Genomic DNA, 18,308 nt, shown 5'->3' on the forward strand with positions numbered 1-18,308 from the left:
GGGTCAGTAATAGTCCTTCAGCACGAGGCTCATCGTCTCGCCCGAGGCGAGGGTCAGCGCCAATGCCCGGCCCGCGGGGCCGGTCCGCAGGGCGGTGAGGCCCGCGACGCCCAGCTCTGCGGCTGGGCGGCCATCGACCGCCGTGATGACCTGGCCGACCTTCAGGCCGGCGGCCTCGGCGGGCGATCCGGGCGCGACGACGCCGATGGTGAAGGCGCCGTTCCCGAAGCGGGTCAGCGCGCCGAGACGGTCCTTGGGGAACGGCGCGTCGATCACGCCGGGCCGCGGCTTCAGGAATATGCGGCTGCGCGCGTAGTCGGTGGTCAGTTCGAAGCGCCCGAGGATCGGCATGCCGATGTTGCCGGCCGTGTGGCCGTTGTTCAGCGCGCTGTTGTCCTCGTCGCCGAAGGTGGCGGGGATGTCGCGCAGGGTGACACCGGCGAGCGTCAGGCTCTTGACGGTTGCGACGTTGCGGGAGCGCATTCCGCCGATCGCCCCCGACATGCCCTTGGACGTCGGGCGGTCGGACAGCATGCCGTTCGGCTTCCAGTAGGTCGGGAAGACCAGCAGCGGCTGGCCGTTGCCGAGGTCGAAGTCCATCAGCACCGGCTTGCCCCCTTCGATCGAGGCGGGAATGGCGTGCAGGCCCGAGACATTGGTCACCGGCACGGGGACGGCGCCCGCCGGCGGCTGGAAGCGGGCCGGATCGTGGAAGGTGATGGTCTGGCCGCCGAAGTCGAGCTGCACCGTCAAGGCGTTCAGCACCTCCTTGCCGAGGATCGCGGGCAGCGGCCGGCCGATGGCGGCGGCGATGGGCTTGAGGTCCATCAGCGCCACGGTCAGGTCCCGCAGCTCCACATCGCCGATCCGTATCGTCACGCCGTTGGCCAGCTCGGCGACGTCGCGTCCGCCGGTGCCGACGGCAGCGACGATGGCCGTCGGCTTGATCCCGAGGCTCTCGGCATAGGCCTTGTCCAGCACGGTCGCCTCGGCGCCGCTGTCGAGCATCACGTTGGTCTGGGCGCCGTTGACCGCCGCGGGAATGTTGATCCGCGTGCCCATGTACAGCTCGAAGGTGAGCGGGTCGGTGTGCGCCCGCCCTTCCGGGAAGGCGTAGAGCTTCCGCGACGCCGGGCGCGCGAATGCGCCCGGGTCGGCTTTCGGATTGATGTCCACTTCTGTGAGGAGGGTGGTCATCACGATGGGGTCCTCGGCAGTCTGCTGGACCTGCCGGAAGGGCATGCGGACGCCTTCGACCATGCGCCAGTCGTCGAAGCGTGTCGTGGTCGTCGTGCCCTCCTCGGTCAGCCGCTCGGCCACGAGGGCGCCGCTCGCGGGATCGAGCAGCAGGTCGTACCGGTTGCGGCCGTCGAAGGTCACGCGCAGCACCTGAACGGTGCGCCCCTCGAATGTCTCGCCCGGTTCGAGCGTGACCTTCCCATTCTTGCCCCGAAGCGCGTCGTCGAAGGCGACCAGGCGTCGGCGGGCGGCGTCCTTTGCGGCGGGGGCGCCGGCGTCCTCGACCTGCCCGCTCAGGGTGACGGTCCAGCCGCCGTCGCCGATGAAGGCCCGGTGGATGACGGCCGAGCCAAGGCTGATGCGCTCGACGCTACGCCCGGGTTCGATGCGGCGCTCCACCTCGCCCTGGAAGCGGCCGTTGTCGGTCTTGCCGCGGACCAGGAGGCCGGTCGCCTTCTCGAAGGCGGGTCCGCCACGCCAGGCGACGTAGCGGTCGATGGCCTCGCGGGCCGGGTCGGCGAGCGCAACGGCGGGCGCGGCCAGGGCGAGAGCGGCCACGGCGGCGGCCAGGACGGATTTCATGGTCAGTCTCCGAAGGCTGGATCGGTCAGGGCGTCGAGGCCCGGAGGCCGCGAGCCGAACAGCGAAGGGTCGAAGGGGAGGGTGAGGCCGCGCGCCTGGGCCCCGAGCACGATCTCTGCGGCGAGCCCGCTGTGGTACAGGCACGCGAGGTACACGCTGTCGCTCCAGACCCCGTGACGGCAGCGCTGGCCGTCCCGGGAGAGCAGGGCGGTGAGGTGTTCGCGGCCGTCGGCGATGATCGTCACCTGGCGGCCGGGCCAGGCCGCAAGCTGGGTCTCGGCCACCGGCTGGCTGACCGCGGGGACCCGGGTGGGCCCGTCGCCGTAGACCTGGCCGACGACGCGGACGCCTCGGGCGCCGCAGCGGACCAGGTCGGGTTCGAGCGCCACATAGGGCTCGGGAAAAAGGTCGAACAGCAGGATCTCTTGGGCGGCCTCGATCATGGCCCGGGCCCGCGATATCACCTGATCGGGGGTCTTTACGGCGTAGAGACGAGCCTCGGCCGCGGGCGGTTTCAGATCCGCGAGCGCCGCAAGCGCCGACTGGCTGCGCTGCTGGAAGCGCGCTCCGAGGGCGGCGATCAGTTCGGCGGCTGGCGCCGCTCGCCAGATGCGGGTCTCACCCTCGTCGACGATCACGGCGCCCTTCTGGGCCAGGGTCTCGAGGGCCTGGTAGGTGTTGGCGCTGGCCTTTCCGATCGCCTTGGACAGCCGGTAACCGGTGGCGGGGCCCAGGCGCGTGAGCTCGCAGAAGATGCGCGCCTCGATGTCGGTGAAGCCGAGGTCCAGAAGCGCCGCGACGGGTGTAGTAGCAGTCATGGCTGCTACTAAATGTGCGCTCGCATGTTTGGTCCAGTTAAGCTCTCGTAAGGTCGGACGCGCGGGTTGACCGTGCTCAACGCGGGCGGCGTCGCGGGCCGGTTAGCTTGCAGGTTCGCGGCAAGGGAGCAGGCGAATGGGCGGTCACGTCCGATCCTTCGACGGCCTGACGCTCGACGACGTGCCGGTCGTAGGGGGTAAGACCGCCTCGCTCGGGGAGCTTCATCGGCTCCTGGATCAGGGCCCGGCTCGCGTGCCGGAGGGATTTGCGATTACCGCCGATGCCTATCGGGAAGCTATCGCTCGCGCGGGCGCCGGGCCCCGGCTGGCCGAACTGATGGCGGGGCTGGACGTCGCTGACGTCGCGGACCTGGCGCGACGCGGCGCGGAAGCCCGGAGGATCGTCTACGAGGCGACGGGGACGCCGGAGCTCGCAGCGGCGATCGTCGAGGCGTTCCGCGACCTGAAGGTCCGCACGGGCCCGGACCTCAGCGTCGCGGTTCGCAGCTCGGCCACAGCAGAGGACCTGCCCACGGCCAGCTTCGCCGGCCAGCACGAGAGCTTCCTGCACGTGCGGGACGAGGACGGTCTGATCGAGGCCTGCCGCCGCTGCTTCGCCTCGCTCTACACCGACCGGGCGATCGTCTATCGGGTGAACAACGGCTTCGCGCATGAGAAGGTCGCGCTGTCCGTGGCCGTGATGCGGATGGTGCGCTCGGACGAGGCGGCGAGCGGGGTGAGCTTCACGCTCGACACTGAAAGCGGCTTCCGGGACGTAGTCTTCATCACCGGCGCCTACGGCCTCGGCGAGAATGTGGTGCAGGGGCGGGTGGATCCCGACGAGTGGTATGTCCACAAGCCCACGTTCCTGCAGGGCGCGCGCGCGGTGCTGAAGCGGAGCCTGGGGACTAAGCACACGCGGATGACCTGGCGGCGCGGGGGCGGGCTCGCCACGCGTCCGGTCCCGAGGGCGCTGCGGGGACGGTTCTGCCTGACCGACGACGAGGTTCTCACCCTGGCCGATGTAGCGCTGCGGATCGAGACCCACTACTCGCAGCGCGCCGGTCGCCCCATGCCGATGGACATCGAGTGGGCCAAGGACGCCGTCGACGGGCGGCTCTACATCGTCCAGGCGCGACCGGAGACCGTGGCCTCGCAGCGGAGCGGCGCCGAGATCGAGAGCTTCCGGCTCAAGGGCTCGGGCAAGGTCCTGGTTGAGGGGAAGGCGGTCGGCGAACGGGTCGCCGCCGGTCCGGTCCGGATCGTGCGCGAGCCCGCTGACCTCAAGGCCTTCCAGACAGGCGAGGTGCTGGTCGCGCCGGTCACCAATCCCGACTGGGAGCCGGTGATGAAGCGGGCGGCGGCGGTGGTGACCGAGCGCGGCGGCCGCACCTGCCACGCCGCGATCATCGCGCGTGAGCTGGGCGTTCCGGCGGTGGTCGGGACCGGCGACGCGACGCGGCGCCTCGCGGATGGCGACCGTGTGACCGTCTCGTGCGCCGAGGGGGAGACCGGCCGGGTCTTTGCGGGCGACGTGCCGTTCGAAGTCCAGCGCCTGAACGTGGCCGACCTGAAGCCGCCACGGACGCACATCATGCTGAACCTGGCGCAGCCCGACCTGGCCTTCCGGTTCGCCCAGGCGCCCAGCGCCGGCGTGGGGCTCGCGCGGCTGGAGTTCATCATCGGCGAGCAGATCCGACTGCATCCGATGGCGGCGGCCCATCCGGACCGCGTGACGTCGGCCCGCGACCGGACGGCGATGGCGCGTCTGGCCAGGGCGTATCCCTCACCGCGACAGTATTTCGTGGACCGACTGGTGGAGGGCGCCGGCGTGATCGCGGCGGCCTTCTGGCCTCGCCCGGTGATCGTGCGGCTGTCCGACTTCAAGACCAACGAGTACGCACGGCTGACCGGCGGCCGTGATTTCGAGCCGACAGAGGAGAACCCGATGCTCGGGTTCCGGGGCGCCGCGCGCTACGCGCACCCGCTCTACGCCGACGGATTCGCCCTGGAATGCGAGGCGCTGGCCCGGGTGCGGGGCGAGCTTGGGCTGACGAATCTGAAGGTCATGGTCCCGTTCTGCCGTCGGGTCGACGAGGCCCGCCGGGTGCTGGACGCCATGGCGGCACACGGCCTGAAGCGTGGAGAGGGCGGGCTCGAGGTCTATGTGATGTGCGAGATCCCGAACAACGTCATCCAGATCGACGCCTTCGCCGAACTGTTCGACGGCTTCTCCATCGGCTCCAACGACCTGACCCAGCTCGTGCTGGGTGTGGACCGCGACTCCGAGACCGTCGCGTTTGATTTCGACGAGCGCGATCCAGGCGTCATGGAGATGCTGCGGCAGGCCGTGACGGGCGCCCACCGGAACGGCCGGCACGTCGGCATCTGTGGAGAGGCGCCGGCGACCTATCCCGAGATCGCGGCCTTCCTGGCCGGCCTCGGCGTGGACTCCATCAGCGTGAATCCCCAGAGCCTGCCCCGGACTCTCGCCATCGTGCGCGAGGCCGAGGCGGACGCCCGACAACCCCAGAACAAACCCGGAGCGATCCCATGACCTATCGCGACATCCTCGTCAGCATGGACGGCGGCGAAGCCCAGGCGGCGACGGCCCGGTTCGCCGCCGACGTGGCCGCCAAGTTCGGCGCGACCCTGATCGGGGCCTATGCGCGGAGCCAGGTCGGAGCGCCCTTCGTGCCGCCGGACGTGACGGCCGCGCTGTCGGCCGCGGAGATCCAGCGGATGGTCGACGCCTATGACAAGGCGGCGGCCGCGGCCGCGGAAGGCGCGCGGCGGGTGTTCGAGGCCGCCGCCGCCGAGCAGGAGGTGTCCAGCGTCTGGGACGTGGTTTCCGACTCCGAGGCGCTGGCGGCCTGCGCGCGCCGGACTGACCTCTTCATCCTGAGCGCCGCGTCCGAGACCGCGCGGGGAGGGCTGGAGCCGGCGTCGCTGGCGATGGCGAGCGGGGGCCCAGCGATCCTGCTGCCCGATGGCGCGAAGCCGTCGACCTTCCGCCGCATCCTCGTCGCCTGGAACGGCAGCCGGGAGGCTGCGCGAGCGCTGCGGAGCGCCTGGCCGCTCATCGGCCTGGCGGACGCCGTGGATGTGGTCATGGTCGCCCGCGGCGGGGCCGACGGCGCGGACGGCCTGCTTCAGCGGCATTTCGAACATCACGGGGTCGAGCCGAACGTGATCGTGGAGCGGGGCGGCGATGCGCCGGTCGGCGTCCTGCTGCAGCGCCAGGTGGAGGCGGCCAGGCCCGACCTGGTGGTCATGGGACTCTACGGCCGGCCGCGACTGCAGGAACAGGTCCTGGGAGGAGTCAGCCGGCGCATGCTCGACGGGCCTAGGGTCCCGCTGTTCGTCAGCCACTGATGTTCCGGGATCGCCGGGACGCGGGCCGCCGGCTTGCCGCGGCCCTGGCCTCGTTTGCCGGCCAGGACGTCGTGGTGCTGGCGCTCCCACGGGGCGGTGTTCCGGTCGCCGCCGAGGTGGCGCAGGCCCTGGCGGCTCCGCTGGACTTGATCCTGGTGCGCAAGATCGGCTCGCCCTTCCATGAGGAACTGGCGATGGGCGCGGTGGCCGATGGCGGCGCCACGGTTCGCAATCCGGACGTCATGGCGGCGTACGGCGTGGACGAGGCCACCTTCGAGGCGGCCCGCGCCGCTCAGCTCCGCGAGATCGAGCGGCGACGCGCGGCCTATCTCGGCAAGCGCCCGCCCGTGGACGTGGCGGGGCGCGTGGCGATCCTGGTGGACGACGGAGTCGCGACCGGCGCCACCACCCGCGCCGCGCTTCAGGCGGTGCGGGCGCGCGGCCCCCGGCGGCTGCTCCTGGCGACCCCGGTGGCGCCGTCGGATGTCCTGGTCGCACTGGAGGCGGACGCTGATGAGGTCGTCTGCCTGGAGCCGCTCGGCCCGGTGGGCGCGATTGGCGCGCACTATCTCGACTTCCGCCAGCTGGAGGACGACGAGGTCGTGAAGACGATGGCCCGCTTGCGCCAGCCTGGCCGGGATTAGGGGATCAGGTCGCCGCCTGCGTCGCGGCCCGGCTCGACAGCGCCCGGCGGCAGGGTGACCCGGCTGACGACCTCACGAACGCCCGGAAGGGTCCAGGCCAGACGGCCCATGGCGTCGCGGTCGAACCAGCTCGCCGCCCGACCAGAGAGGGTGACGACGCCGCCCTCGATCGTGACGCGAAGGTCGTCGGCCGAGATCCCGTCGCGTGCCAGCATGGCCAGGAAGCGGTCTTCCAGGCCGTCGCAGGGCGGGGTCACGTCGACGTAGCAGTGGACGTCCAGCACGTCGGGGAGGGCCAGGAGCTGCTGTTCGATCCGGCGTCGCAGTTCCTCGTCGGGGACCGTACCGCTGAGAGTGACGATCCCGTCCGCCATCTTCGCATGAAGGTCGGGAAGCGGGCCGAACTTGTCCAGTTCGGCGCGAACAGCGGCGCTCAGCGGGGCATTGTCCATGTCGGCCTCATGCGATGGTAGACGTATACCATGGCGAGGATGCGCGGAGCGGCCTTGCGATCAGTCAATCGCGTGGACGGCCGTTCCGCGTAGACGGCGGGCCGGTGATCTCGGGTGGTGAACGTGGCGTTGTGGGTGTTGACTATCGCGCGGCTGGCGGTCGCCGCGGCGCTGGCGTGGAGCGCCGGCGCGATATCCGCGCAGGCGGCCGCCCTGTCGTCGGCCGAGCGCCAGGCCATTGTCCGGACGTTGGCGGAGGCCGATCCGCAGGCGGCCAGCCGCGATGACGCGGATCTGCTGGCGGCCTTGCGTCGGCACGCCGAGACGGAGCTGGGCCAGCGGCTTCGACCGCGCGCCGTGGTCGACGAATGGGCTTTGCAGCCGCCTCGGCGGGACGTGTCGCGAGAGCTGGAGGCCGCCCGGGCCGCTGGAACGCTCGAGGCCTGGCTCGGAAACCTGTCGCCCGCTTCCGCGCAGTATCGCGCGCTCCGCGAGGCTCGGGCTCGGTATGCGTCGCTCACGACGCGGGGCTGGAGCATCCTGCCAGCCGGGCCGACCCTGCGCGAAGGCGACCGCCACGACACGATCCCCGCCCTGCGCGCGCGACTAGCGGCTGAGGGCTACGAAGTCGGTGCGGAGGCCGAGCCCACCCTGTTCGACGCCAGCCTGCGGGCGGCGTTGGAGGCGTTCCAGGTCCGGCACGGCCTGGAGGTCGACGGCGTTCTCGGCCCGGCCACCCGCGCGGCCCTGAATGTGCCGGCGGCGACCCGCCTCGCTCAGATCGACGCGAACCTGGAACGCCATCGCTGGACGCCGCGCGACCTGCCCGCTGACCGGCTGGAAGTGGACACCGGAGGGGCGACCGCGACCCTGTTCGCCGGCGGTCGGCCGAGCCTGACCATGCGGGTCATCGTGGGCGACCCGAAGCACCCGACGCCGATGTTCGCCTCGCGGATCGAAGCGGTGGTGTTCAACCCGCCTTGGCGGGTGCCCGGCTCCATCGCGACCAAGGAGATCCTGCCGCGCGCCCGGCGCGATCCCGGCTATCTCGCGCGCAACAACTTCACCTGGGTCGGCGGCCAGCTCGTCCAGCGGCCCGGGCCCAAGAACTCGCTGGGGGTGGTGAAGTTCGACCTGCCGAGCCCGTTCGGCGTCTATCTGCACGACACGCCGGGCAAGGCCGCCTTCACCCGCGCCGATCGGGCCCTGAGCCATGGGTGCATGCGGCTGGAGAAGCCGCGGGAGCTGGCGGCGATCTTGCTGTCGCCGCAGGGTGGTTCGGTGGAAGGCGTAGAGACTGCGATCGCGGCCGGCTCCACCCAGCGCGTGGCGCTGCGGACGCCCGTGCCCCTCTATGTGTTTCACTGGACCGCCGTGGCGGACGAGGATGGCAGGGTGGCGTTCCGTCGCGACGTCTATGGATGGGATCGCAAGCTGATGATCGCGCTGGGTGGCGTGAGGCCGGCCGGCGGCGCCATGGCCTCGGCGGGCTCCACGGACTGCGCAGACGCCTGATTCAGCGCTCCGCGGCGAGACCCTCGGCGAGGCGGGCGAGACCTAGCTCGACCGTTTGCACGTCGGCGCCGAAGCCGATGCGGAGGCGCCCTGGGGCGCCGAAATACTCGCCGGGCGCGACCAGCACGCCGTGGCGCTCGAACAGACGGCGAGCCAGCGCCCGCGTGTCGTCCACGCCCGGCACGCGCGGGAAATACATGCAGCCGTAGGGCTGGAGTTCGCCTTCCAGAAGCCCCCTTCGAAGCAGCGCTTCGGCGGTACGCGCGACCGGCGCGCGGGTTGCGGCGAGGGTGCGGGTCCAATGCGCCTCGAACGGCGCGGGAGCCTCCAGCACATGGGCGGCCACGGCATGGGACAGCTTCGAGATGCCGATGTCGCCGTCGGGCGCGGCGGCGCGGATCTTCGCCAGCAGGCCCGCGTCGGCGGTAAGCCAGCCGAACTTGAGTGCGAAGAGGCCGAACACCTTGGTGAGGCTGGAGACCGTGACGATGTTGGGGGCAAGGGTCGCGGCGGGCGGATCCCCGGCCTCGCGGGCGAAGTCGGCATAGACCTCGTCCACTACCAGCACCGCCCCGACCCGGTCGGCGACGGCGGCGATGGCGGCGATTTCCGCGGGCGTCAGTCGCGCGCCGCTGGGGTTGTGCAGGTTGGTGATCAGGACAGCGCGGGTTCGGGGCGTCAGTCGGTCCGCCAGATCGTCCAGGTCGACGCGGAAATCCGGCGCGGGACGCCTGACATGGCCGACCACCGCGCCGACCTCGCGCGCCTGCCGCGCCAGGACGTCGAAGCCCGGCTGTTCCACCAGCACCTGGTCGCCAGGCTCCACCAGCGCCTTCAGGGTCAGGGCGAGGGCGCCTGTCGCGCCCGTGGTCGTGAGGATCTGGCCGGTCGCGAGGCCGTATCGCTGGGCCAGCGCTTCGATCGCGAAGCGGTTGCCGTCGGCGAAGACGCTCACGTAGCGCGAGGTGACGCTTGGCGAGAAGGCGTTGCGGACCACGTCCATCAGGGCGGCGGTGGGCTCGGCGATGGTGCTGTCCCACAGCATGGCCACGTCGGCCCCGGAATCGCGCACGCGCAGAACGCCGCGGCCCCATTCTGCATAGGACGGCGCCTCGAACAGGCTCTCGCCCGCAGCCAGGGGCTGCGCGCCGGGCGCGCGGGGCGATTGGGCAGAGGTCAACGATACGTCCTTACGCGCCGCCCCCAAGTTTGGCGGGTATCCGCAAGCTTAGGCGCCGCCGCCGGACAATCTTTGCGAATTTGCCTCAGGTCGCGGGGCGTCGCGCGTGGGCTATTCGTGCCGAAAGGCCTGGGCGCATAACTCATGCGTCAATGCGGGGAGACGCAGAACCATCCCTGTCGCTGGACGTCGCCCAGGCTGCACAACGAAAGGAAAATCCGGGTGACGGCGGCTAGGGTGTCCGCAAGTCCGGGGGGTGCGCATGAAGACTTTGCGGAGCGGCGGCCTGGCCGCGCTGGGTTTGATCGTCCTTTCGTCCATGGGCGCGCCGTCGGCCGCCCAGACCCGGCCTGGCAGCCCCCCCGAGGCCACGGCTCAGGCCCCCCGGATGGCGGTGACCCGGCATGTGGGCGTCTTCGGGGGGCAGAGGTTTCGCTACACGGCGACGGTCAGCGAAGTCCGCGTCGATGACGCTGCGGGCAAGCCGGTCGGCCACGCCACGACGATCGCCTATGTGCGCGACGGCGTGAGGGAGCCGGCGAAGAGGCCAGTGGTGTTCGTGTTCAACGGGGGGCCAGGGGCCTCGTCGTCTCCGCTGCACATGAGCGCCATGGGGCCATATCGGCGAACGCCCGCAGCGCCTGGGGACCGCAGCGGCGGAGCCTGGGAGCCGAATCCCGAGAGCCCGCTGGACGTGGCGGACCTGGTGTTCATCGATCCCGTGGGGACAGGGTTTTCCCGCGCTTTGCCGGACGCCGACACAGGCGGTGTCTATTCGACCACCGGCGACGCCCTGGCGACACGGGATGTGATCGCTGGCTGGCTGAAGGCCAACGCCCGCGAGGCCTCACCCCGCTATATGGCCGGCGAGAGCTATGGCACGACGCGGGCGGCGATGCTGACGAAGGTGGCGAAGGATCTGCCGTTCGACGGCGTCCTGCTGATCGCCCTGGTGGGCGACACGCCCGGCCGTGAGATGCCGCATGTGGCGAGCCTGCCGACCATGGCTGCGGGGGCCTGGCACTTCCAGACCATCGCCCGGGCGGGGCGGACCGTGGACCAGGTCTATGCCGAGGCCCTTCAGTTCGCGCGCACCGACTATGTGGCGGCGCTTATCCAGGGCGGCAGCCTGCCGGAGGCCGAGAAGCGCCGGGTCGCCGAGCGGATGTCGGCGCTGGTGGGGCTGCCCGCGGCGCTGATCCTGGAGAAGGACCTCAGGCTCTCCAAGAACGACTGGATGTTCAACGTCCTGAAGGACCGAGGCCTGCGTACGGGTCTCCTGGACGTCCGGGTGACCGCGCCGCTGGAGCCCGGGCAGGACGGGGCGATCGACGACCCCGCGCTGGGCGTCGTGCCGAAGCGGGCGCCGGGCGCGCCGGCCGGTCCGCCGCCGAGCCCCGCCGCCATCGGCGCGGTGCCCTCGCCGGTGGTCAGGCGCTACATGACCGAGGTGCTGAAGTTCCCCGCCGGCGCCGAGCCCTACTACGGCGTGAACTTCACCGTGAACGCGGCTTGGAAGCACGAGCGCGACGCTCGGGCCATGGAGGCCCTGGGCGCGGCGATGCGGGCGGACCCGACACTGCGGCTGTTCTGGGCGGCCGGCTACTACGACCTGACCACCCCGGCCTATGCGGCGCGCTACACCCTGGACCAGGCGGGCGTGCCGGCGGGCCAGCTCACGGCGGCCTACTTCCCTGGTCCACATGGTGTGTACGAGGGGCCGGAGAACCTGGCGCGGTTCAGCGCGGCGGTGCGGGCGTTCGTGACTGCGAAGTAGCCGCGCGCCGCTACTTCTTCTTCGTCGCGTCGCGGATGAGGGTGCGGACGTCGTCGGCGAAGGCTCCGGCGGTGTCGCCCAGGTACAGCATGTGGCCCGAGGCGTAGCGGCGCAGCATGGTGCGGTCGGGCGGGAGCCTGGCCTGCTCCACCGAGAACTCCGCCGGCGCCGAGTGGGTGGAGAAGTCGTAGTAGCCTGAGGCCACCAGCACCCTGAGCGTCTCGTTGCGCCGCATGGCGACGGCGAGGTCGGTGGCGAAGCTCTGGCCCGGCGGCACGCCCTTGCGGTCCCAGTTCCAGGACGGCAGCAGGTCCTTCCAGACGATGGCGCCGTAGGGACGGTCCATCTTCACCCCGAGGTCTTCCGCGACGGTCTGGTGGAAGGCGGCTAGGAAGCCGGGGACATAGCGGCCCATGGCGGGGTCGTCGCCGACGGGATCGTTCCCACTGCCCGCGAGCGGCAGGGTGTAGCGGGAATCGTAGGTCCCCACCTGCAGGCCCTGGTCGGCCAGGAGGCGGCGGGAGAACTCGCCGTCGGACATCCTGAGCGACTTCTCCCAGGCGGCGGCGGGCAGGCCGGTGTAGCCGGCGAGCCGAGCGGCGACGGCGCCGCGCCGATCCGGCGACAGGCTGCCGGCCTTCTCGGCCTGGAGGGCGGCGAGGTAGTCGCCCTTGGCGAAGGCCAGGACCTCCTGATGGAAGGCCTCCAGGCCGCGGCCGGCGCGATCGACCTTCTGGTGATACCAGGCGGTGTCGGCCATGGCGGGCAGCATCAGGGCCTGGCGCATCTCGGCGCCCTCCGCGTCGGGCTGGCCGATGCGGGCGTTGAGGGTCGTGCCCAGCAAGACCACTCCGTTGACGGTGATCCCGCGCATCATGCCGACGTAGAGCGGCCCGCCCATCAGCGCCCGGGGCAGCACAGCGGCCCGGACCGAGCCGTAGCTCTCGCCCATCAGGAACTTCGGACTGTTCCAGCGGCCGTGTTCGGTGAGCCAGAGCTCGATGAACTGGGCCACGGTGTCGGCGTCCTCGTCGACACCCCAGAAGTCGGCGGTAGTCCCCTTGCCGACGACGCGCGACCAGCCCGTGCCGACAGGATCGATGAAGACCAGGTCGGCCACGTCGATCAGGCTGTAGGGATTGTCGGCGACGCCGAAGGGCGGGGTGTTGGACGGGTTCACCTCGCGGTCCAGCACCACGCGGCGGGGGCCGACGACGCCCATGTGGAGCCAGAGCGAGGAGGAGCCGGGGCCGCCGTTGAACACGAACAGAACCGGCCGGTTTGGATCCTTCGCGCCGTCGCGCAGGTAGCTGAACGAGAAGATCGAGCCGATCGGCTCGGCGGCACGGTTGTAGAGGTAGGTCTCGCCGGCGATGGCCGTGTAGGCGACCTTCTGGCCCTTGACGGTGATGCTGCGCTTGCTGAGGAAGCGTTTAGGCGCGGGCAGGGGCTCGACGGGGCCGGGCGCCGTGGGCCGCGACATGGGGATCGCGAAGGGGCTGGAGTTCGGCGGTGGCGGCGCTGTCTGGGCGAACGCGCCGCTTGCCGTGAGCAGCGCGGCGGCCAGGGTCGTGGCGAGCTTCATGCGGGCGGGGCCTTGGGCAGGACCGCGAGCAGGCGGTCGACGTCGTTCATGTCGTTGAACACCGAGAGCGAGACGCGGAAGCGGTTGGCGCTGACGGTCAGGCGAAGGTCGTTCCTGGCCAGCAGGTCGCTCAGCTTCGCCCGGGCGTCCTTGAGGGCGAAGGCGACCAGGGGCGTGCGGCTGCCGAGCGGTGTCATCGGCTGGTAGCCGCGGCGGCGAAGCTCGGTCTGGATCGCGTCGGCCATCGGCTGGCGGTAGGCCTGGATGCGGTCGACGCCCAGCCCGCGGATGAAGCCCAGGCTGTGCTCGAGCTGGACCACGCCGGTCCACGATGTGGTTCCCATGGCGAACTTGCCGGTGGCGCCGGGGGCGTAGCCGTAGTCGGCGACCGCCTCGCCGGGCGGGTCGAAAGGGAAGACGTGGGTGACGAACCGGCCGCCGACCTGGTGATAGCCCCACCAGGGCCGCGCGATCTTCTCCTGCACCTCGCGGCGCACGTAGAGGAAGGCGAGGCCGAAGTCGCCCATCAGCCACTTGTAGGAGGATGAGGCCGCGAAATCGACGCCGGCCGCCCGCAGGTCCAGGGGCGTGGAGCCGGCGCCGTGGACGATGTCGGCATAGACGTAGGCGCCGTGGGCGTGAGCCAGGTCGCAGACGGCCTTCAGGTCGTGCTCGAAGCCGTTGGTGGTCGAGACGTGGCTGATGGAGACCAGCTTCGTCCTGTCGTTCACGGCGGCCGCCATGGCCTGCATGTCGATGCGACCCTCGGGGGTCATCGGCAGGGTCACCACGTCGACCCCAGCCTTGCCAAGCTCGCCGTAGGTGTAGAACGAGCCGAAGAAGTGCAGGGCGTCGGTGACGATGCGTCCGCCGGCCTCAGGGAAGCCCAGGGCCTGGAGGACGAGGTTCTCGCCCATGGTGGTGGACTGGATCATGGTCAGCTCGTCGGGCGCCGCGCCGACCAGGGCGCCGAAGCCCTCCACGACCGCCTTCTCCTTGGCGTCCATGCTGTAGCCGGGCCAGAGCCCGTCGCGGGTCTTGTAGCGGAGGTATTCCTCAAGCGCGGCGCGGGCGCCCAGCGGCATGGGATGGGTCGAGCCGCTGTCGAGGTAGACGTAAGGCATCTTCGCGAAGGCGGCCTTCGCCGGCAGGGCCTGCTCGGCGGCGTGGGCCAGGGCGGGCGCCGCTGCGGCGCCGGCGACGAGGGCTCTACGGGTGAATTCCATCGGGTCTCCTGCCCCTCGACGACAAGGCTAGCTCCGCAAGGTCGGATTATCCTTTCGAACTTCGGGCGGGGCGCCGGGTCGCTTGGATGATTTATTCGTGGGCCTACCGGAACTGGCGGGCGACGAGCGGCACGGCCTGACTGCTCTTCTGGGCGCCGAGGGTGACAATGGAGCGGACGTCGACCACGCCGGGCAGCTTCAGCAGCACCGAGAAGATGAAGTCCTGGTACCAGGCGACGTCGGGGGCCAGGATCTTCATCATGGCGTCCATCTCGCCGAATACGGTCCAGCAGTCCTGGATTTCCGGGATGCTGTTGATCGCCTTGTAGAAATTCGCCCGCTCGGCCTCGGTGAGCGTGGTCATCTTCACCTGGGCGAAGATCTGCATCTTGTAGCCGAGCTTCTCGTGGTCGACGACGGCGACGATCCCCTTGATGTAGCCCTCCTCGCGCAGCCGCTGGATGCGCCGCCAGCACGGCGACTGCGACAAGCCTACCCGCTCCGCCAGCTCGCCCGTCGAGAGCGAGGCGTCCTTCTGCATCAGCTCCAGGATCTTGATGTCGATCGCGTCCAGCGGGGCGGGCATAGAAATGTCCTGTGCGGCAAGGTTGCGCGCATAGCGGATGCACGAAACGTCGCTGTCAAGGCTGGGCTGTGTCGGTTGGCGGGACCCGGCGTCACCGTCGGTTCCTGCATTGGCCATGCACGGCCGTGCTGTGGCCTGCATTATCAATCTGTGACGCGCGCGTGATGCTTCCAAGAACGAAAAGAAAAACCGAGCCTCCGACATTACCGTTCGTTCACGCAGAGCTCTGGGCGGGTCCCTAACCCTCCTGTCCGGGCCGGAACCGCGGGGGATATGATGATCGGGAATTCGGTGCGCGGGCGGCTGTTCGCCTCGACCATGGTGGCGGGCCTCGCGCTGACGGCGGCCCAGCCGGCCGCGGCCCAGGCCGTGGGCGACGCGCAGGAGCTGGGCGAGGTGGTCATCACCGGCTCGCGCATCAAGCGCGCCGAGACGACGACCGAAGCGCCGGTGGCGGTGATCGACGCCCAGGCGATCATGGACCGCGGCTTCGTGCAGGCCGGTCAGGCGCTGAACGAGCTCACCTCCAACATGCCTCAGTTCGCCATCGCGCCCGGCAACGGGGCGGCGGCTGGCAGCGGCCAGCAGTTCCCGAACATCTTCGGCCTCGGACCGGGACGCACGCTGACGCTGGTCAACGGCCGCCGGTTCGTGACCTCCTCGCAGGGCCTGGGCGACCGGGTGGTCGACACCAACATCATCCCGACAGGCCTCATCCAGCGTGTGGATGTGGTCCAGGGCGGCGGCGCCGCCGTCTACGGCTCGGACGCCATCGCCGGGGTGGTGAACTACGTCCTGAAGGACAACTTCGAGGGCCTGGAGCTGGACGCCCAGTACGGCATCAGCTCGCGCAACGACTATCCGGAGTCCAGCCTGCGGGCGACGGCCGGCCGCAACTTCCTGGACGACCGCGCGAACCTCGCGGTGAACCTGGAATGGTCGAAGACCCGGCCGCTGTACGACTACGACCGCCCCCGCTCGAACCTGGGCCGGGTGACGATCTCGAACCCGCTGAACCGCTCGAATTCCGACGGGATCCCCGCCGTCACCGAGAACCTCAACACGCGGTTCGTGAGCTTCAACGCCAACGGCGTGCTGTTCAATCCGGGCCCGCCCTTCGCCAGCTCGATCTACCGCGTCGGAGGCGTGCCGCAGCAGTTCAACGCCGCCGGCACGGCGCTGGTCCCGTACAGCATCGGCAACCTGCTCAACAACGCGGTCCCGCCCTTCACCAGCGGCGGCGACGGCAATCCGTACCAGGAACTCGCGGCGCTCTACACGGGTGTCGAGCGCTGGGCCGGCACCGTGGTGGGTCACTACGACATCACCGACCGCATCAAGCTGTCGGGCGAGCTTCTCTACGCCCGGGTCGGAAGCCGCGACCCCTATGGCAACCAGGCCAGCAATACGGTGCTGAACAACGCCGCCAGCGGCGCCGGCGCGATCTCGGTGTCCCGCACGAACCCGTATCTGTCGCCCGAGGTGCGGGCGATCCTTGGGCCGGCCGGCGCGCCGCTGACGCTCTCGAAGTGGTGGAGCGACCTGCTGCCGACCCGCGAGAACAACCTGCAGACCGACACCGTCCGGGCCCTGCTGGCCCTCGACGGTGACTTCGACGTGGGCGAGCGGAACTTCTACTGGAGCGTCTCGGCCAGCCATGCCGAGACCGACGGCGAACTGCGCGGCTGGGGCGTCTGGACCTCGCGGTTCAACAATGCGGTCAACGCGGTGCGGAACTCGGCCGGCAACATCGTCTGCGGGATCAACGCCGACGCCTCGACGGCCAATGACGACCCGGCCTGCGCGCCGCTGAACCCGTTCGGCGTGGGCAACGTCAGCCAGGAGGCGCGGCTCTACGTGACCACGCCGATCGGCCAGGACTACCTCAACACCCAAGACGACTATCTGGCGACCCTGGGCGGCGACCTGATCGCCCTGCCGGGCGGCAAGGCGAAGTTCAGCGTCGCCTACGAGCACCGCGCGGAGAAGGCCAAGTTCGTCCCACTGGCGGCAAACCAGCAGGGCCTCGTCGGCTCGCGGGTGCCGACGGTCGCCACCGGCGGCAAGTTCAACACCGACGAGTTCTCGGCCGAGCTGCTGGTCCCGGTGCTGGGCGGCGATTTCAGCCTTCCGTTCGCCCGGTCGGTCGAGCTGAACGGCGCCTACCGCTATGTGGACCATTCCATCGCCGGCAAGGAAGACGTCTGGGGCGTAGGCGGCCGCTGGGAAGTGGTCGAGGGCTTCACGCTCCGCGCCTCGCGCAGCCGCAACTTCCGGGCTCCCACCCTCGACCAGCTCTTCGCGCCGACGCGGACGGCGCTGGGCTCGATCGGGGTGGATCCATGCGACGCCGACCGGATCGCGTCCGGCCCCGCGCCGGCCACGCGCCTCGCCAACTGTCAGGCGCTGTTCCGGGCCAACCCCGGCTACGGCAATCTCGCCACCTTCCAGGACTTGGCCGAGAACTTCTCCTCGGCTCAGATCACCACGGGCGGCAACTCGGCGCTGAAGAACGAAATCGCCAAGACCTGGACCTACGGCTTCGTCTTCCAGCCGACGTTCATCCCGGGCCTGACGATCGTCGCCGACCGCGTCGAGGTGGACCTGACCAACGGCCTGTCGGCGTTCACGCCACAGAACTTCCTGGAGACCTGCTTCGACTCCTCGCCGCAGCCGGCCGACATCTGCTCGACCTTCGCGCGTGATGCGGCGGGCCAGATCATCTCGGCGCGCTCGACGACGTTCAACGCGGGCCGAACCACGTTCCGCGGTGAGGTCTACAACATCAACTACACCTTCCCGATCGGCCGGTTCTTCGAGGACCGCGATCTGGGCGAGCTGGAGCTGAACCTGGAGGCGACCCGCACCGAGAAGCTGGAAGTGTCGGTGACCGGCTTCGATGTGCTCCGCGTGGACAACACCTCCTCGACGACCGGCTACGGTCCGTCGCCGGACTTCGCAGCGAAGTTCGACGCGCGGTTCCGCAAGGGTCCGTTCCGCGCGACCTACACCATGAACTATCTGTCGCCGGTGAAATTCCAGGCCAACTCGACCATCGAGACGGTGCCGACGCCGACGATCAAGGAGAACATCCGGCACAATGTGTCGGCCTCGTACGACTTCCTGAACTACACGGTCCGGGCCGGGGTCACCAACCTGACCGACGAGGAGCCGTCGTTCCCCACCCGCACCTATGGCGACATTCTTGGCCGGCGGTACTTCGTCGGCGTGAAGGCCAGGTTCTAGTACGGCGCGAGCCAGAGTATCGGATCGCGTGGACGCGGCGGCGGACCCCACTTCGCCGCCGCGTTCGTCATTGGAGGGTCACC

At 70.2% G+C, this 18,308-nt stretch carries 13 protein-coding genes; 6 read left to right on the forward strand and 7 right to left on the reverse strand.

Annotated elements, in window-relative coordinates:
• Window positions 1–3 precede the first annotated feature (3 nt).
• Both DJ019_RS08805 and DJ019_RS08810 read right to left on the reverse strand, forming a co-directional pair.
• On the reverse strand, window positions 4–1,821 hold the full coding sequence (locus DJ019_RS08805) for a retropepsin-like aspartic protease (protein WP_111275649.1): 1,818 nt from the start codon (window positions 1,819–1,821) through the stop codon (window positions 4–6).
• 2 nt (window positions 1,822–1,823) lie between these two features.
• Window positions 1,824–2,639 (reverse strand): TrmB family transcriptional regulator, encoded by an 816-nt coding sequence (locus DJ019_RS08810; protein ID WP_111275650.1) that lies wholly within the window; start codon window positions 2,637–2,639, stop codon window positions 1,824–1,826.
• Window positions 2,640–2,775: 136 nt separating this feature from the next.
• Between DJ019_RS08810 and ppsA the strand changes: the two genes are divergently transcribed.
• Genes ppsA through DJ019_RS08825 form a run of 3 tightly spaced genes read left to right on the forward strand, consistent with a single transcriptional unit; the run spans window position 2,776 to window position 6,658 of the window.
• Window positions 2,776–5,196, forward strand: a complete 2,421-nt coding sequence (gene ppsA, locus DJ019_RS08815) for a phosphoenolpyruvate synthase (protein ID WP_111275651.1) — start codon at window positions 2,776–2,778, stop codon at window positions 5,194–5,196.
• Complete coding sequence (locus tag DJ019_RS08820; protein ID WP_111275652.1) at window positions 5,193–6,014, forward strand: universal stress protein; 822 nt, start codon at window positions 5,193–5,195, stop codon at window positions 6,012–6,014. Before ppsA ends, DJ019_RS08820 begins: the two co-directional genes overlap by 4 nt.
• Window positions 6,014–6,658 (forward strand): phosphoribosyltransferase, encoded by a 645-nt coding sequence (locus tag DJ019_RS08825; RefSeq protein WP_240606422.1) that lies wholly within the window; start codon window positions 6,014–6,016, stop codon window positions 6,656–6,658. Before DJ019_RS08820 ends, DJ019_RS08825 begins: the two co-directional genes overlap by 1 nt.
• Here DJ019_RS08825 and DJ019_RS08830 read toward each other — a convergent pair.
• Window positions 6,655–7,110 carry a BON domain-containing protein gene (locus DJ019_RS08830; protein ID WP_111275654.1) on the reverse strand — a complete coding sequence of 152 codons (456 nt, stop codon included), beginning with the start codon at window positions 7,108–7,110 and terminating at the stop codon, window positions 6,655–6,657. The genes DJ019_RS08825 and DJ019_RS08830 overlap by 4 nt on opposite strands.
• Window positions 7,111–7,227: 117 nt before the next feature.
• On the opposite strand from DJ019_RS08830, the gene DJ019_RS08835 reads away from it, so the two are divergent.
• Complete coding sequence (locus DJ019_RS08835; protein WP_165843951.1) at window positions 7,228–8,625, forward strand: L,D-transpeptidase family protein; 1,398 nt, start codon at window positions 7,228–7,230, stop codon at window positions 8,623–8,625.
• Between the two features lies 1 nt (window position 8,626).
• Here the strand turns inward: DJ019_RS08835 and DJ019_RS08840 are convergent, their stop codons facing one another.
• Entirely contained in the window at window positions 8,627–9,805 is a 1,179-nt protein-coding gene (locus DJ019_RS08840; protein ID WP_111275656.1) for a pyridoxal phosphate-dependent aminotransferase, read from the reverse strand.
• Window positions 9,806–10,067: 262 nt separating this feature from the next.
• Between DJ019_RS08840 and DJ019_RS08845 the strand changes: the two genes are divergently transcribed.
• Window positions 10,068–11,582 (forward strand): S10 family serine carboxypeptidase-like protein, encoded by a 1,515-nt coding sequence (locus DJ019_RS08845; protein WP_111275657.1) that lies wholly within the window; start codon window positions 10,068–10,070, stop codon window positions 11,580–11,582.
• Between the two features lie 10 nt (window positions 11,583–11,592).
• On the opposite strand, the gene DJ019_RS08850 is transcribed toward DJ019_RS08845, so the two are convergent.
• The 3 genes from DJ019_RS08850 to DJ019_RS08860 form a co-directional block, all read right to left on the reverse strand.
• Window positions 11,593–13,167 (reverse strand): S10 family peptidase, encoded by a 1,575-nt coding sequence (locus tag DJ019_RS08850; RefSeq protein ID WP_111275658.1) that lies wholly within the window; start codon window positions 13,165–13,167, stop codon window positions 11,593–11,595.
• Window positions 13,164–14,393, reverse strand: coding sequence for an aminotransferase class V-fold PLP-dependent enzyme (locus DJ019_RS08855; RefSeq protein ID WP_205854125.1), 1,230 nt, complete (start codon window positions 14,391–14,393; stop codon window positions 13,164–13,166). Before DJ019_RS08855 ends, DJ019_RS08850 begins: the two co-directional genes overlap by 4 nt.
• 103 nt (window positions 14,394–14,496) lie before the next feature.
• On the reverse strand, window positions 14,497–14,979 hold the full coding sequence (locus DJ019_RS08860; RefSeq protein ID WP_111275659.1) for an Lrp/AsnC family transcriptional regulator: 483 nt from the start codon (window positions 14,977–14,979) through the stop codon (window positions 14,497–14,499).
• Window positions 14,980–15,252: 273 nt separating this feature from the next.
• Between DJ019_RS08860 and DJ019_RS08865 the strand changes: the two genes are divergently transcribed.
• The gene (locus tag DJ019_RS08865) at window positions 15,253–18,225 is read left to right on the forward strand and encodes a TonB-dependent receptor domain-containing protein (RefSeq protein WP_205854126.1); all 2,973 of its coding nucleotides are present in this window, start codon (window positions 15,253–15,255) and stop codon (window positions 18,223–18,225) included.
• Window positions 18,226–18,308 lie beyond the last annotated feature (83 nt).

This window comes from Phenylobacterium kunshanense (assembly GCF_003254525.1).
GTDB lineage: Bacteria > Pseudomonadota > Alphaproteobacteria > Caulobacterales > Caulobacteraceae > Phenylobacterium > Phenylobacterium kunshanense.

Coding starts and splice junctions, on each gene's coding strand:
- DJ019_RS08805 (WP_111275649.1), bottom strand. CDS start 1,821: ATGAAATCCGTCCTGGCCGCCGCCGTGGCCGCTCTCGCCCTGGCCGCG.
- DJ019_RS08810 (WP_111275650.1), bottom strand. CDS start 2,639: ATGACTGCTACTACACCCGTCGCGGCGCTTCTGGACCTCGGCTTCACC.
- ppsA (WP_111275651.1), top strand. CDS start 2,776: ATGGGCGGTCACGTCCGATCCTTCGACGGCCTGACGCTCGACGACGTG.
- DJ019_RS08820 (WP_111275652.1), top strand. CDS start 5,193: ATGACCTATCGCGACATCCTCGTCAGCATGGACGGCGGCGAAGCCCAG.
- DJ019_RS08825 (WP_240606422.1), top strand. CDS start 6,014: ATGTTCCGGGATCGCCGGGACGCGGGCCGCCGGCTTGCCGCGGCCCTG.
- DJ019_RS08830 (WP_111275654.1), bottom strand. CDS start 7,110: ATGGACAATGCCCCGCTGAGCGCCGCTGTTCGCGCCGAACTGGACAAG.
- DJ019_RS08845 (WP_111275657.1), top strand. CDS start 10,068: ATGAAGACTTTGCGGAGCGGCGGCCTGGCCGCGCTGGGTTTGATCGTC.
- DJ019_RS08850 (WP_111275658.1), bottom strand. CDS start 13,167: ATGAAGCTCGCCACGACCCTGGCCGCCGCGCTGCTCACGGCAAGCGGC.
- DJ019_RS08855 (WP_205854125.1), bottom strand. CDS start 14,393: ATGGAATTCACCCGTAGAGCCCTCGTCGCCGGCGCCGCAGCGGCGCCC.
- DJ019_RS08860 (WP_111275659.1), bottom strand. CDS start 14,979: ATGCCCGCCCCGCTGGACGCGATCGACATCAAGATCCTGGAGCTGATG.
- DJ019_RS08865 (WP_205854126.1), top strand. CDS start 15,253: ATGATGATCGGGAATTCGGTGCGCGGGCGGCTGTTCGCCTCGACCATG.